The organism is Mesorhizobium sp. M1365 (assembly GCF_040317865.1).
GTDB lineage: Bacteria > Pseudomonadota > Alphaproteobacteria > Rhizobiales > Rhizobiaceae > Mesorhizobium.
Genome location: NZ_JAMYLG010000002.1, coordinates 184,584 through 198,887, shown reverse-complemented (window position 1 = coordinate 198,887; position 14,304 = coordinate 184,584). Strand labels below are relative to the sequence as shown.

Annotated in this window: 14 protein-coding genes; 5 read left to right on the top strand and 9 right to left on the bottom strand. The window is 63.6% G+C overall.

Features of this window, described 5'->3' with window-relative positions; genetic code table 11:
- Nucleotides 1-3 precede the first annotated feature (3 nt).
- Nucleotides 4-1,434 carry a pyruvate kinase gene (gene pyk / locus NKH04_RS03050; protein WP_352454861.1) on the bottom strand — a complete coding sequence of 477 codons (1,431 nt, stop codon included), beginning with the start codon at nucleotides 1,432-1,434 and terminating at the stop codon, nucleotides 4-6.
- Nucleotides 1,431-1,877: a DUF1036 domain-containing protein gene (locus NKH04_RS03045; RefSeq protein WP_352489443.1), complete on the bottom strand. Its 447-nt coding sequence runs from the start codon at nucleotides 1,875-1,877 to the stop codon at nucleotides 1,431-1,433. The genes pyk and NKH04_RS03045 overlap by 4 nt, the downstream gene beginning before the upstream one ends.
- 286 nt (nucleotides 1,878-2,163) lie before the next feature.
- On the opposite strand from NKH04_RS03045, the gene NKH04_RS03040 reads away from it, so the two are divergent.
- The 5 genes from NKH04_RS03040 (at nucleotide 2,164) to NKH04_RS03020 (ending at nucleotide 6,062) form a co-directional block, all read left to right on the top strand.
- Nucleotides 2,164-2,961 (top strand): N-formylglutamate amidohydrolase, encoded by a 798-nt coding sequence (locus NKH04_RS03040; protein ID WP_352831367.1) that lies wholly within the window; start codon nucleotides 2,164-2,166, stop codon nucleotides 2,959-2,961.
- 26 nt (nucleotides 2,962-2,987) lie between these two features.
- Nucleotides 2,988-3,296: a DUF1244 domain-containing protein gene (locus NKH04_RS03035; RefSeq protein ID WP_292663476.1), complete on the top strand. Its 309-nt coding sequence runs from the start codon at nucleotides 2,988-2,990 to the stop codon at nucleotides 3,294-3,296.
- A 10-nt stretch (nucleotides 3,297-3,306) separates the two neighbouring features.
- Nucleotides 3,307-3,768 (top strand): cupin domain-containing protein, encoded by a 462-nt coding sequence (locus tag NKH04_RS03030; RefSeq protein WP_352831365.1) that lies wholly within the window; start codon nucleotides 3,307-3,309, stop codon nucleotides 3,766-3,768.
- 146 nt (nucleotides 3,769-3,914) lie between these two features.
- The gene (locus NKH04_RS03025) at nucleotides 3,915-5,096 is read left to right on the top strand and encodes an MFS transporter (protein ID WP_353044016.1); all 1,182 of its coding nucleotides are present in this window, start codon (nucleotides 3,915-3,917) and stop codon (nucleotides 5,094-5,096) included.
- 54 nt (nucleotides 5,097-5,150) lie between these two features.
- A complete protein-coding gene (locus NKH04_RS03020; RefSeq protein WP_352817712.1) occupies nucleotides 5,151-6,062 on the top strand; it encodes an SDR family oxidoreductase in 912 nt (303 codons plus the stop codon).
- 66 nt (nucleotides 6,063-6,128) lie between these two features.
- Here NKH04_RS03020 and NKH04_RS03015 read toward each other — a convergent pair whose 3' ends face one another.
- The 7 genes from NKH04_RS03015 to NKH04_RS02985 all read right to left on the bottom strand — a co-directional run bounded on the left by NKH04_RS03015 (nucleotide 6,129) and on the right by NKH04_RS02985 (nucleotide 14,287).
- Nucleotides 6,129-6,287 (bottom strand): DUF3309 family protein, encoded by a 159-nt coding sequence (locus tag NKH04_RS03015; protein WP_353044015.1) that lies wholly within the window; start codon nucleotides 6,285-6,287, stop codon nucleotides 6,129-6,131.
- A 98-nt stretch (nucleotides 6,288-6,385) separates the two neighbouring features.
- On the bottom strand, nucleotides 6,386-9,562 hold the full coding sequence (locus NKH04_RS03010; RefSeq protein ID WP_352831361.1) for an efflux RND transporter permease subunit: 3,177 nt from the start codon (nucleotides 9,560-9,562) through the stop codon (nucleotides 6,386-6,388).
- A 2-nt stretch (nucleotides 9,563-9,564) separates the two neighbouring features.
- Nucleotides 9,565-10,776, bottom strand: a complete 1,212-nt coding sequence (locus NKH04_RS03005; protein ID WP_352817707.1) for an efflux RND transporter periplasmic adaptor subunit — start codon at nucleotides 10,774-10,776, stop codon at nucleotides 9,565-9,567.
- A gap of 122 nt (nucleotides 10,777-10,898) precedes the next feature.
- Nucleotides 10,899-11,042 carry a hypothetical protein gene (locus tag NKH04_RS03000; protein WP_352452504.1) on the bottom strand — a complete coding sequence of 48 codons (144 nt, stop codon included), beginning with the start codon at nucleotides 11,040-11,042 and terminating at the stop codon, nucleotides 10,899-10,901.
- Nucleotides 11,043-11,079: 37 nt separating this feature from the next.
- On the bottom strand, nucleotides 11,080-12,189 hold the full coding sequence (locus NKH04_RS02995; protein ID WP_352817817.1) for a patatin-like phospholipase family protein: 1,110 nt from the start codon (nucleotides 12,187-12,189) through the stop codon (nucleotides 11,080-11,082).
- Nucleotides 12,190-12,218: 29 nt separating this feature from the next.
- Nucleotides 12,219-12,998, bottom strand: coding sequence for a 3-hydroxybutyrate dehydrogenase (locus NKH04_RS02990; protein ID WP_352831359.1), 780 nt, complete (start codon nucleotides 12,996-12,998; stop codon nucleotides 12,219-12,221).
- Between the two features lie 200 nt (nucleotides 12,999-13,198).
- Complete coding sequence (locus NKH04_RS02985) at nucleotides 13,199-14,287, bottom strand: citrate synthase/methylcitrate synthase (protein ID WP_352452506.1); 1,089 nt, start codon at nucleotides 14,285-14,287, stop codon at nucleotides 13,199-13,201.
- Nucleotides 14,288-14,304 lie beyond the last annotated feature (17 nt).

Here is a 14,304-nt window from a genome sequence, read left to right as displayed (position 1 = left end):
ACATTAGCGGCCGACTTCCGATCCGACATAGGCGATGCGCAGCATGTTGGTCGAGCCCGGCGTCCTCAACGGCACGCCGGCCGTGATGATGACGCGGTCGCCCGGCTTGCCGAAACCTTCATCGAAGGCGATGCGGCAGGCGCGGTCGACCATGTCGTCGAGGTCGCTGGCGTCGGGGGAAACGACACAATGCGTGCCCCACAACAGCGACAGCCGCCGCGCCGTGTTGAGGATCGGCGACAGCGCCACGATCGGCACTTGCGGCCGCTCGCGCGCGGCGCGCAAGCCGGTCGTGCCGGACGCGGTATAGGTGATGATCGCCGACAGCTTCAACGTCTCGGCTATTTCGCGGGCGGCGAGCGAGATCGCGTCGGCTCCGGTCGCTTCCGGTTCCGAGCGTTGCGCGTTGATAATGCCGGCATAGGTCGGGTCGGTTTCGACCTTGGTGGCGATCCGGTTCATCATCGCCACCGCCTCGACCGGATAGGCGCCGGCGGCGGACTCCGCCGAAAGCATGATCGCGTCGGCGCCTTCAAACACGGCGATCGACACGTCCGACACCTCGGCCCGCGTCGGCACCGGCGCGGTGATCATCGATTCCAGCATCTGCGTGGCGACCACCACCGGCTTGCCGGCACGGCGCGCGGCGCGGGTGATCTGCTTCTGAATGCCAGGCACGGCTTCGAGAGGCATCTCGACGCCGAGATCGCCGCGGGCGACCATCAGCGCATCCGAAAGCTCGATGATCTCGGCCAGCCGGGCGACGGCCTGCGGCTTTTCGATCTTGGCCATGATCAGCGCCCGGCCGCGTGCGATCTTGCGCGCTTCGGCCAGGTCCTCGGGCCGCTGCACGAAGGACAGCGCCACCCAGTCGACGCCGGTCGCCAGAACCGCGTCGAGATCCCGGCGGTCCTTTTCCGTCAGCGCGCCGACCGGCAGGTCGGTGTCGGGCAGGCTGACGCCCTTCTTGTCGGAAATGGTGGTGCCGGCGACGACGGTGCAGACGATCGCCTTGCCGTTGCTGCTGACCGCCTTGAGCTCGAGCTTGCCGTCGTCGATCAGCAGGCGATGACCAGCCTCGACCGAACGCAGGATTTCGGGATGCGGCAGGTAGACCCTCGTCGAATTGCCGGGCTCGGGATTGTCGTCGAGCGTGAAGGTCTGACCGACGGTCAGCACCTCTTTGCCGTTGGCGAACTTGCCGACGCGCAGCTTTGGCCCTTGCAGGTCGGCGAGAACGCCGATCGGCCGGCCGACCGCCTCCTCGACGGCACGAATGCGGCCGACAAGCGTCCGCATCAATTCATGGTCGGTGTGGCTCATATTAATGCGGAACACGTCGGCGCCGGCTTCGAACAGCTTCTTCAGCATCTCCTCGGACGAGGAGGCCGGACCGATGGTGGCGAGGATCTTGACCTTGCGGCTGCGTCTCATTGACTGTTTGTTCCCGGGGCGGCTGGAGCGCCATCCGTTGCGGGCTCGTCAGTCAGCTGGACCATCCAGCTTGCCTGCTCGCCCGTGTCATATTCCTGGAATCCGGCGCGCTGAAAGCCCCGGGCGACGCAATCGGTAACGCCGGCGATCTTGAACTCTTTTTCGGCCACGCACATGTTGATCGGGCCATCCCAGCGTCCGCCGCGCTCGGCGTCTTCTGCATAAAGATAGTAAAACCTTGATGACAACGGTCCCTCGATCAGCGTCTTGCAGCTCGATCCTTCGATGTGCCACCAGCCTTCGGTGATCCAGCCGGCCTTGGCGCGATAGCCGATGCCGACACCGACCAGGTTCTGCGTGGCGTTGCAGACCCGGAAATCGGCCCGTGCCGGCGAGGCCGAAATCACCGCGAAAAGAGCCATGGCCGGTACCAGGAGCGGCATGGCCAAGGCGTGGCGCACACGCAGCCTGCCGGCGAAACCCATCCTGAAACCCCTCAAGAACCACATTTGCATCTCTCAACGCCCCTTTTCGGAAAAGTCCGTACGCATGTCAACGCGCCGATCTGTCCAATTCCAATCGATTTAGAAGGCTCTGGCGCGCTTGCGGTCGCCCCTGCTCAGTTTTTTGGCAGAAACCGTGGCCAAACAACGGCATTGCGCAAGCGTTCTCTTCGTGGAATGACGATACCACCCTCCCCGAAAGCCAGCGAACAGACCTTTCCCGCCAATGACCCGATCCACAGTTTTCGCGCCTTTCGATATCGTCGAAGGCGATCGCAAGCGCGGCATGGTGCTTCTGGCCGATCACGCCCGCCGCGACCTGCCGGAGGAGTATGGCAGTCTCGGCCTGCCGGCGGCGGAGTTCGACCGCCACATCGCCTACGACATCGGCGTCGAGACTGTAACCCGCGAACTCGCAAGTCTGCTCGGCGTTCCGGCCGTGCTTGCCAATTTTTCGCGACTGCTGATCGACCCCAATCGCGGCGAAGACGATCCAACGCTGATTCGTCAGCTCTATGACGGCACCATCATCCCGGGAAATTATCCCATTGCCCCGGAGGAGCGCGAAAGACGGCTGGACCGCTTTTACCGCCCCTATCATGATGCCGTCAGCGCCATGATCGCCTCTGTGGCGCGAGCATCCGCGCAGGCACCCTTCATCTTTTCGGTGCATTCCTTCACACCGACCATGCAGGGATTCGTGCGGCCGTGGCACGCCGGCATATTGTGGGACCTGGACGACCGCGTTGCGCGGCCGCTGATCGACATACTCGCCGAGGACAAGAGCCTCATCGTCGGCGACAACGAACCCTATGACGGCGCACTGCGCGGCGATACCATGTTCAGGCACGCCATCGTCAACGGCTTTGCCCATGCGCTGCTCGAGGTCCGCCAGGACCTGATCGCCGACCGCAAGGGTGCCCTCGCCTGGGCCGAACGGCTGGCGCCGGTCGTTGACGCGATAGATCGACGTGCCGATATACATGCGGTGAAAATATTCGGCTCTCGCACCGGGCCGGTATGATGAGGCCCAAGGGAGGCCAACATGACATGACCGAACTCAGCGACGAACAAAAGCGCGATTTCGAAGCCGCTGCCTTCCGCCGGCTGGTCGCGCATCTGCGCGAGCGTTCCGACGTACAGAACATCGACCTGATGAACCTCGCCGGCTTCTGCCGCAACTGCCTGTCCAACTGGTACCGCGATGCGGCGCAAGCCGAAGGTGTCGAACTCAGCAAGGAACAGTCGCGCGAGATCATCTACGGCATGCCCTATGCCGAGTGGCAGGCACTGAACCAGGTCGAAGCCTCCGACGCCAAGAAGGCCGAGTTCGAGGCAAGGCGCCCTAGGGATCACTAGGGAGGACGCCGTGCCTAAGATTGACGTTGCCGACGTGCCCGGACGCAAGGGCTCATCCTATCCACCGCCGTTCGATGCACCCTGTGCCGAACGCGTGCGCCAGCGGCTAGGCAACGCAGGCGGGCTCACCGACTTCGGCATCAATCTCATGCGCCTGCCGCCGGGCAACTGGTCGAGCCAGCGCCACTGGCATTCGCACGAAGACGAATTCGTCTACGTGCTTGAAGGCGAGCTGACGCTCGTCGAAGATGCCGGCGAGACGGTGCTGCGCGCCGGTGATTGCGCGGCCTTTCCGAAAGGATCAGGCAACGGCCATCACATGATCAATAAATCGGGCGGGATGGCGATCTATCTCGAAGTCGGTTCGCGCTGGCCCGACGACGTCGCCACCTGCTCCGACATCGACATGATGAGCACCAACGCTGACGGCCGGTTTGTGCACAAGGATGGCGCGTCTTATCTCGAGCCGTAGGGATTTCGGAGTGGACCGCCGAGATGGTTGGCCGACGCGAGAGGACGTAGCGTCTGGTCCAAGCACTTTCGGCGAAGAGCGCTTGACTGTGAATTGAATCGATCTAATTTGCCGCGCAACGCCATTTCCGGACCGGATTCTACCCAATGGACGCGCAGAAAATCACGCAGATCGCGATTCGTGGACGCTGGGCAGTGGCCGGCATCTTCCTTGCCAACGGCTTCTTGACCGGCAGTTGGGCGCCGCAGATCCCGGTGTTCCTGACGCGACTCGACATTTCGAGGTTCACGCTCGGCTTGCTGATTCTGTTGTTCGGTGCCGGCGCCGTCACTGCCATGACCTGGTGCGGCCATCTGATCTCGAAGCATGGCTCGCGCACGGTGCTGCGCTGGTTCGGACTTGCCGGCAGCTTCGGCCTTTTGGTTGTGGCTCTGGCCCCCAACGTGCCCCTTGCAGCCATCGCCATGTTCATCTTCGGCGGTTCGATCGGCGGCATGGACGTCGCCATGAATGCCAATGCAGTGGCAGTCGAACGGCGGCTGTCCCGTGCCATCATGTCGTCCTCGCACGGCTTCTGGAGCCTTGGCGGTTTCGCTGGCGGCGCTTTGGGCGGTTTCGCCCTCCAGAACTACGGTCACCTCGCCCATGCGACAGTGGTGACGGCTCTTGCCTTTGCCGTAATCGCCGTTGCGATCCGCTACCTGATCGCCGAGGACAAGCACCCGGTCGCCGAGCACCACAAATTCGCGCCGCCGGCAAACCCGCTGGTCTATCTGGTCGGACTTATGGCGCTGCTGACGATGATCTCCGAAGGCGCGGTACTCGACTGGGCAGCGCTGTATCTCCGGCAGGAACTCGGCGCCGATCTTGCCGTCGCAGGCCTGGCCTATGCCGCCTTTTCCGGTGTCATGGCCGTCATGCGCTTCCTCGGCGATGGCGTCCGCAACCGTTTCGGTGCCGTTACGACGTTGCGCGCCTCGGCCCTTGCCGCTGCTGCCGGCATGCTGGTGGCCGGGCTGGCTCCCTCGCCTTGGCTGGCCATTGCCGCCTTTGCCTTTTGCGGCCTCGGCATTGCCAACATGGTGCCGATCATCTTTTCGGCCGGCGGCAACCAGGAGGGCATGGCGTCCGGCACCGGCATGAGCGTCGTCACCACAATGGGTTACTCAGGCATTCTGGTGGCGCCGTCGGCGATCGGCTTCATCGCCGAGCACTCGAGCTTCGGCCCGATCTTCGTCGCTCTGTCCGGGCTGCTGGTCGTCGTGCTGGTGATGGCCGGCCTCGCTCACCGTGCCGAATTCGCTGCCGAGCCTGCACCGGCTGAATAGCGCTTGAACTCTTCGTAGAGGAAATCCGCCGCCAATGGCCGCCTCGGCCGCACGGTGGCCAAGGCCTTCATCGATGCCGGCTACGATGTCCGTGCCATCACCCGCAGCGGCAAGGTGCCGGCCGAGCTCAAAGGCGCCACGGCGATCGCCGGCGACGCGCTCGACCGTGCTGCGCTGATCCGCGCGACCGAAGGCGTCGATATCATTTTCAACGGCCTCAACCCGCTCTACACCGACTGGAGCAAATGCCTGCCGATGGCCGAGAATGTGATGGCTGCCTGCCGGGCGAACGGCGCGCTGCATCTCTTCCCGGGCACCGTCTACTATTACGGCTCGCAGATGCCGGCGGTGATCGCCGAAGACACGCCGTTTCGCCCGACGACGGAAAAGGGCCGTATCCGCGTCGCCATGGAAGATCTGTTTCGCCGCGAGGCTGATGCAGGTCTGGTGCGCACGATCCTGCTGCGCGCTGGTGATTTCTTCGGCGGCACCGGCAGCGGATCGTGGTTCGATCTGGTTGTTGCCGCCAAGATGACCAAGGGCGTCTATACCGCCCCAGGGCCGGTCGATCTCGTGCATGAATGGGCCTATCTGCCCGACCTGGCCAAGGCCTTCGTCGGGCTGGCTGACAATCTCGACAAACTCGGCTTCTACGAGGCGCTGAACTTTCCCGGCCATGCGGTGACCGACCTGCAGATCAAGGCGGCCGCGGAGAAGGCGCTCGGGCGCTCGCTGAAACTGACGTCGATGCCGTGGTGGGTGCTGCGTGCCGGCGGCCCGTTCGTGGCGATGTGGCGCGAGATCGTTTCGATGTCCTATCTCCGCTTCGAGCCGCACCGGCTGGTTTCAGGCAGGCTGGAAAGCGTTATCGGTACGATCCCGCACACGCCGCTGGAAAATGCAGTGTCGAAAGCGCTCGAGGATATCGGCATCGCCACGATCAAAACGACGCAAAAAGTTGCCTGACAACAAACCAAAAAAAGGCGGATGGCCTCACGGTCATCCGCCGCTGGTCGGGGAGGAAGGTTGCGCTCAGATCCGGCCCATCAACAGCAGCACCAGGACAACGATCAGGATGACGCCGACGATGCCTGATGGTCCGTAACCCCAGGACCGCGAATGCGGCCACGCCGGAACCGCGCCGATCAGAATAAGAATAAGGATAAGGATGAGAATGGTGCTGATCGTCATCAGAAAATCCTCGCTTTGAGGTTGCAATGACGGAACAATGCAGAAGGCCGCCCATTGTTCCCGGGCGGCCTTGCTTGATCAGGACCGCGATCCGGACTCTATTCGGCGGCCTTCGGGAAGGCGATCGCCGGTTCGGCGCCCAGATCGGCGTCCAGGCCTTTCGACGGGGTTTCGGCCTTGCGACGCCCGAACAGGCGGCTGAACCAGCCCCGACGCGCACCGGGTTTGACCTTGGCGCGAGTGAACACCATCAGCATCGACGGCGTCACCACCAGCGTCAGCACGGTGGCGAAGGACAGCCCGAAGACGATCGCCGAGGACAGCGAAATCCACCATTGCGTCGACGGCGCGTTGATCGTCGTCTCGTGATGAAAGATTTCGAGGCCGAGGCCGAAGGCGATCGGCAGCACGCCGAGGATCGCCGACACCGCCGTCAGCACCACCGGGCGGGCACGCTCGCGGCAGGTCTGCAGAACGGCCTCGTATTTGTCCCAGCCCTCTTCGCGCAACCGGTCATAGGTGTCGATCAGCACGATGTTGTTGTTCACCACCACCCCGGCCAGCGCGATGACACCGATGCCCGACATGACGATGCCGAATGCCTCTCCCGTCAGCAGCAGCCCGAGGAACACGCCGATCGTCGCCATGACCACGCAGGACAGCACCAGCCAGACGCTGGTGAACTTGTTGAACTGCGCCAGAAGCACGATGAAGATCAGGAAGATCGCCGCACCGAAGGCTTTGCTGAGGAAGGCACCAGCCTCCGCGCTGTCCTCATTCGAACCGGCAAGCTTCCAGCGAATGCCGCTGCCGAGGTTCATGTCGGCGACAGCTTTGGTGACCTCCTGCTGGACGGCAGCCACCTGGGCGCCGGCGGCGACGTTGGCCTGGACGACGACCGTTCGCGCACCGTCGATGCGGTTGAGGATACCGACCGTCGGCTCCGGCTTGCGCACGACGAAGTTCGAGATCGGCACCGAGCCTTGCGCGGTCTGCACCCTGAGTTCGTCGAGCGTCGACAGCGTGCGCCGATCCTCGGGCAGGCGCAGCCTGATGTCGACTGCATCGTCGGCGCCGGCGGGCCGGTACTCGCTGAGCTTCAGCCCGTTGGTCACCAATTGCACGACCGTCCCGACCGCGGTTGGGCTGATGCCGTACTGCGCCGCCTTGGCGCGATCGACCTCGAGCGCCCAGTCGACGCCGGGCGGCGCCAGGCCGTCGGAAATATCGATGACGCCGGGCACCTTGGCTATGCGCGCGGCGACGGCGCGGGCCTTGTCGTCAAGGCCCTTCGGATCGACGGCCGAAAGCCTGATCTGGATCGGCTTGCCGGTAGGCGGGCCGGCTTCCGGCACGCGAACCTCGACGTCAACACCGGGAATGCCGGCCATAACGCCGCGCAGTTCGTCCAGGATTGAGTTCGCCGATTTACGCTCGCGCCAGTCGACGAATTCGTACTGGATCACGCCAACCACGTCTTCCGGAACATCCTGGCCGCCGCCCTGCGTCTTGCCGACGCGGGTATAGACAGACTTCACGCCCGGCCAACCGAGCAGGCGATTTTCCGCGGTCTTGGTGGCCGAGTCCATTTCGGCAAGCGAAAGATTGCCGCGGGCGTGGACGTAGAGCAGGCCGTAGTCAGGCTCGACATTCGGGAAGAATTCGACGCCGGCGCCGAATTTCGAATAGGCGTAGCCGACGCCGAACAACAGCGCCACAGTGAGGACAAGCACGGTGATGGGATAATGCACCGCCTGCTTGACCACGGCCATGTACCAGCCGTCGCGATTGTCGTCGGGGTGATGGGCCGGCGCCTTGGCAAATATCGCGCCCAGCGTCGGCGCGAAGACCAGCGCATAGAGCATCGAGGCCGAGAGCGTCACGATCAGCGTGATCGGCATGTACTTCATGAAGTCGCCGATAATGCCCGGCCAGAACAACAGCGGCGAGAAGGCGGCAATGCGCGTCATCGTCGCCGCGATGACCGGGCCGGCCATGCGCTTGGCGGCAAGCGCGAACGCTTGCTCCTTCGGCATGCCCTCGCTCATGCGTCGCTCGGCGAATTCGGTGACGATGATGGCGTCGTCGACCAGCATGCCGACCGCCAGGATGAGGCTGAACAGCACGATCATGTTGATCGTGTAGCCCATCATTGCCAGCAACAGGATGCCGATCAGGAAGGATGATGGGATGGCCAATCCGATCAGCAGCGAGGCACGGCCAGACAGCGCGTAGAGAATGACGATGAACACCAGGATGACGGCGATCATCACGTGGTTCTGCAGGTCGCCGAGCAACTGGTTCACGAAGACCGACTTGTCTTGCGTGTAGGTGACGTGCATGCCCTCCGGCATCGTCTTGATGAAGGCGTCGGACACCTCCCTGACCTTGCCAATCGTATCGATCAGGTTGGAGCCGATGCGCTTCTTCACCTCGATGGCGATCGCCGGCTTGCCGTCGAGGCGGGTGACCGTCTCGGCGTCCTTGAATGTGGAGCGGATGGTGGCAATGTCCTTGGCCTGCACCACCGCATTGGGGCCGGCGACGACCGGAAGCGCCGCCACATCCTCTGGTGTCTCGATAAGCGAGGGCACCTTGACCGCGTATTTGCCCTCGGATCCTTCGATGTTGCCGGCGGCGACAAGACTGTTGGAAGCGCCGACCGCACCGATCAACTGGTCGAGCTGCAGCCCGTAGGAAGACAGCTTCATCGGATCGATGACCACTTCGACGAGGTCGTCGCGCGCACCCTGCAGCGAGCCCTCGAGCACGCCAGGCACTTCCTCGATGCGGTCGCGCAGCTCGCGCGCCGCCGCCGTCAGCACACGCTCAGGCACCTCGCCCGACAGCGTCACGACCAGGACGGGGAACTCGGAGATGTTGACCTCGGAGACCACGGGCTCCTCAGCCGCTTGCGGCAGGTCGGCCTTGCCGTCCTGCACCTTGCTGCGCGTGTCCTGCAGCGCCGTGGCGAGATCCGTCTGTGGCTGGAATTCAACGAGCACATAACCGCCGCCCTGGAAGGCGGCCGAGCGCATCTCCTTGAGGCCTTTCAGGCTCTTCAGCTTGGCTTCCATCGGCCGCAGCAGGAGGCGCTCGGAGTCTTCCGGCGAGATGCCCTGGTAGATCAGACTGACATACATCATCGGAATCGGAACGTCGGGTTCCGCTTCCTTCGGCGTCGACTGGTAAGCGACCGCACCAGCAAGGATGAGAAAGACCAGGACCGAAATGGTCAGCCGGGCATTGCTGATTGCAAGTTTGACGATGTCCATGATTACTGCGTCCCGGTCGTCGCTTCGCCCAACAGCTTTTGGATGGTCGCCTGGTCGGCTTCGACCGGCTTGACCACTTCGCCTTCCTTCACCAGTTCCTGGCCGGCGACGATGATGCGGGCGTCGGCCGGAATGCCGCCGAGCACCAGGCCGGTCGGCGTGTCGTCGACCAGGTCGATCGGGAAGAACACGACCTTGTCGTCCTTGTCGACGGCGCGAATGCCGAGATCGCCCTTGTCGCCGAGCGTCACCACCGAGCGCGGCAGCATGACGGCGTCGGTCGGCTGGGCGCTGAGCGCAATTTCTGCCGTCATGCCGGCCGGTACGGAACCATCGGCGTTGGGGATGGCGACTTCGACGCGGAAGGTACGGGTTGCCGAAGATGCATCGCGGCTGATGTAGCGCACCGTGCCCTCGACATTCTGGCCGCTGACCAGACGCACATCGGCCTTGTCGCCGATCTTCAGATAGCCGAGATCGCGTTCGCTGACTTCGCCGCGGGCGATCACCGGATCGAGCTTCAGAATGGTCGCCACCTCGCCGCCCTGCATCACGGAACTGCCAAGCTCCACCGGTACCCGGTCGATAACGCCGTCGAAGGGCGCCTTCACCTCGTTGCGGTCGAGTTCGGCTTGCGCTGCGTCCAGTAGCGACTTGGCCAGCGTCAGGTTGGAGCGGGCTGTGTCGAGCTGCAACTTGGGCAGATTGCCGGTTTTCATCAGCCCCAGGGCCGCAGCCAGCTCTGCCTCACGTTGCACGACAAGCTGCTTGGCATTGTCGACCGCCGAGATTTTTTCCTCGGCGGCAAGCATCAGGATCAGGTCGCCGGTCTTGACGTGCTGGCCCTGCTTGACCGGCAGCTTGTCGATGACGCCGGCGACGCGTGTCGCCAGGACGGCGCGCTTGTCGGCTTCGGTCAGTCCGGAAATGCGGATAGCGCGTGCATAGGTGCGCCGCGGCGGGGCTATGACCGCGACCGTGCGCAACGGCGCCTTGGGCTGTTCCGCCTCGGCGGTCCCCGGCTTGGCAGCCCCCTGTTTACCAGTTTGGGGCTTGCCTGCGTCGGCTGCCTTGGGCTGCTCGACCTCTCCTGCCTTGGGCTTGTTGTCGGCGGACGCGCTGCCGACGGACGAGAACTCGCCTGTCGCCATCCAGCCGGCGAACCCGATGAGCACAACAATGGCTGCAAGCTTGTGAAACCTGAATTTCGGCATCGTCATTTTTTCCAGTGCGCGGGGTTCGGCCAGGCCGCATCTTCTACTTGGGGCGCGTCGCCGATATGGGTGCGCGCGAGGCCGTATTCAAATTGCCGTGATCGGCGAAGCGCGCTTCTACCTCAAAGTTGCATCGCAATATAGTCAGAAAAGTTGATGGATTGTTGCTTTGTCCGCAAAGATGCGGCCGCAGCATCGGCTGTTGATTGCCAAAACAGCGGCATGGCAGCAAGTGTCAGGATGATTGGACAGATTGCGAATGCCATCTGCTTTGCGAAGCAGCTAGGCCGGACGGCGGGCGGCCTAGGGCTGCTTGCGCGCCGCAAGAAACTCCTTGACCCGCCGACCCGGCGCCGGCCCGCGCAAAGGCTTCAAGCCGTCGTCGAGTTCGCCGGACAGATCGATCGTCGGCCGCTTGCCGACGGCGTCATAATTTTCTTCCAGCCAATCACTGGCTGCGGTGCGGCCGAGGTCGCGCAGATAGGCAAGGAACGCCCATTCGGCATTGACCTTGGACGATGCCGACAGATCCTTGAACGCTTCGTCGGCATCGATGCGGTGCATGCGGATGTCGCGATATTCGCCGTGCGGCAATCGGCCGGCGGCGATCAGTTCCTTGACGAAGGCGATCGAGCGGAATTCGCGCAACAGCCCGGCGTTGAAGGTGATCTCGTCGATGCGGTTCTGGATCTCATTGGCGCTCTTCGGCGTTCCCTCGCGGACCACCGGATTGATCTGCACCAAAAGCACGTCCTCGGTGGCCGCCGTCTTGAAGAACGGGAACAGTGCCGGGTTGCCGCCATAACCGCCATCCCAATAGGGCACGCCCTTGATCTCGACGGCACGGAACAATTGCGGCAAGCAGGCCGACGCCATCACTGTGTCGAGGTCGATCTCGCCGTCCGAGAAGACCCGCAACTGGCCGGTCTCGACATTGGTAGCGGAAATGAACAGTTCCATCGACTTGCAGGCGCGCACATTGTCGAAATCGATCTCACGTTCGACCACGTCGCGCAGCGGATTGATGGCGAGCGGATTGGCGACATAGGGCGAAAATACCCGAGACATCGTATCGAACAGGAAATAGCCGGGCGTGTTCTCGATCGACCAATTGCCCCAGGCGACGTCCCAGGGCATGCGCTGTACCGGGCTGAAGCGGCCCTTTGCCGCCACCGCACGCCAGAAATCGTCGAGCTTCCGCCGCGCGCCCTCGACACCGCCGCGGACAAAGCCGTCGGCCAGCGCCACGGCATTCATGGCGCCGGCGCTGGTGCCCGAAACCGCCGTTATGTCGAGGCGCCCGTCCTCGAGCAGCCGATCGAGCACGCCCCAGGAAAACGCCCCGTGCGAGCCGCCGCCTTGCAGCGCGACATTGATCTTCTTTGGCTCTTCCGCCTTGCCGTTTTTCGGCATGGCGTGGCCCTTGACCGCTGGAAGCCTCACTAAGCGGTCCAGCCGCCGTCGACAGAGATGTGCGTGCCGTTGATCTGCGCCGCCGCATCCGAGCATAGGAACACCGCGGCCGCCGCAACCTGCTCGACGGTGACGAACTCCTTGGTAGGCTGCCTGTCGAGCATGACCTCACGGACCACCGTCTCGCGGTCCATCTTGTTGGCCTTCATCTGGTCGGGGATCTGCGCCTCGACCAGCGGCGTCAGCACATAGCCCGGACAAATGGCATTACAGGTGATCTTGTCGCGCGCCAGCTCCAGGGCGACAGTCTTGGTCAAGCCCATAATGCCATGCTTGGCCGAGACATAGGCCGACTTGAACGGCGAAGCGACAAGGCCGTGGGCCGAGGCGACGTTGACGATCCGGCCGCCACCGGCCTGTTTCATCAACGGGATGGCGGCTGCGATGGTGTGGAAGGCCGATGACAGGTTGATGGCGATGATCGCATCCCATTTCTCGATCGGGAAGCTTTCGACCGGCGCGACATGCTGGATGCCGGCGTTGTTGACCAGGATGTCGACCGAGCCGAATGCCTCGGCTGCCTTCGCCACCAAAGCCCGGCACTCGGCCGGCTTCGACATGTCGGCCTTGACGTAGACGGTCTTCACCACGTGGTGCTTCGCGATCGCGTCGGCGATGGCGTGATCGTCGGCGGTGTCGGAAAAGGAATTGACGACGACGTTGCAGCCTTCGGCCGCGAGCGCGTGGGCAATGGCCAGGCCGATGCCCGAGGTGGAACCGGTGACGATGGCGGTTTTTCTGGCGGTCAAGGCGGCTTTATTCCTTTCGAGGCGGGCTCCCGTGAACCATGCTGCACTGCAACATATAGGCTCTCTGTCACCCAAGAACAGCGGATGTGTGGAGCAATGACATGAAATTTTTGTCATGTAGACCTCTCTCGTCCCGACGAGAGAGGTGTTCGGCACCGGCTGTTGCGACCGGTTTTCGCAAGTATGCGAGGGAAAAATCCTCAGGCGACGAGGTCCGGCACCGGCCCGATATAGCGCGACTGCGGCCGGATCAGCCGTCCGCTCGTCTGCTGCTCGCGCGCATGGGCAATCCAGCCGGCGACGCGCCCGGCAGCAAAGACGTTGGTGAACGCCTCTTTCGGAAAGCCCGCCGCTTCCAGCAGGAGCGCTGTGAAGAACTCGACATTGGTCTGGAGCGAGCGCGACGGCTTGGCGATGCGGAGCACTTCGAGCGCCGCCTGCTCCACGCTTTCGGCAAAGGCCAGCCGGTGGCCGCTTTCGCCCCTGGCGCCGAGCTGGCGCACCACCGCTTTCAGCACGTCGGCACGCGGATCGCGCACGCGATAGATGCGATGCCCGAAGCCCATGATGCGGCGGCCACGCGCGATCTCGCTACGCAGCCAGCCGGCGGCGTCGCCATGCGCCTCGATCGCATCCAGCATCTCGATCACCGGACCTGGCGCGCCGCCATGCAGCGGCCCCTTGAGCGCTCCGAGCCCGGCCAGCACCGCCGAAGTAAGCCCGGCCTGCGTTGAAGAGACCACGCGCGCGGCGAAGGTCGATGCGTTGAGGCCATGGTCGCAAACCGTCACGAAATAGGCATCGAGCGCCTTCGCCAATTTAGGCGAGGCCGCAATGCCGGTCAGCATCCGCAGCATGTCGGCGGCATGATCGGCCTTGCTATCGGGCGCAATCGGGCGTTCGCCGCGCTGCAAGCGCAGCAAGGCCGGCGTCAGCACGGCAGGTGCCGCAACCAGCCGCAGCGCGTCCGACAATTTGTCACCATCCGGCAGCAGGGCAATACCGGCGCGCATCGCGCTGTAGATATCGACGGATGTGAGAAACGGCAGCAAGGGTTTGATCTGCTCGAACACTTCGCTGCGCGCCCGACCGATCGCGTTCGCCAGCTCCCTGCCGTCGGGAAGATCGTCGAAAAAGCCGTCGAACAGCAGATGAACCACCTCGGCGTATTTCCAGCGACCTGCCAGTTCGGGCAACGAATGGCCCCGGATGGTCAGGCGGCCACCAAGACCGTCGACATCGGAGAGCACCGTTTCCGCCGCCACAACATCATCGAGCCCATTCGCCATCGGTTTTCTCCTTGACC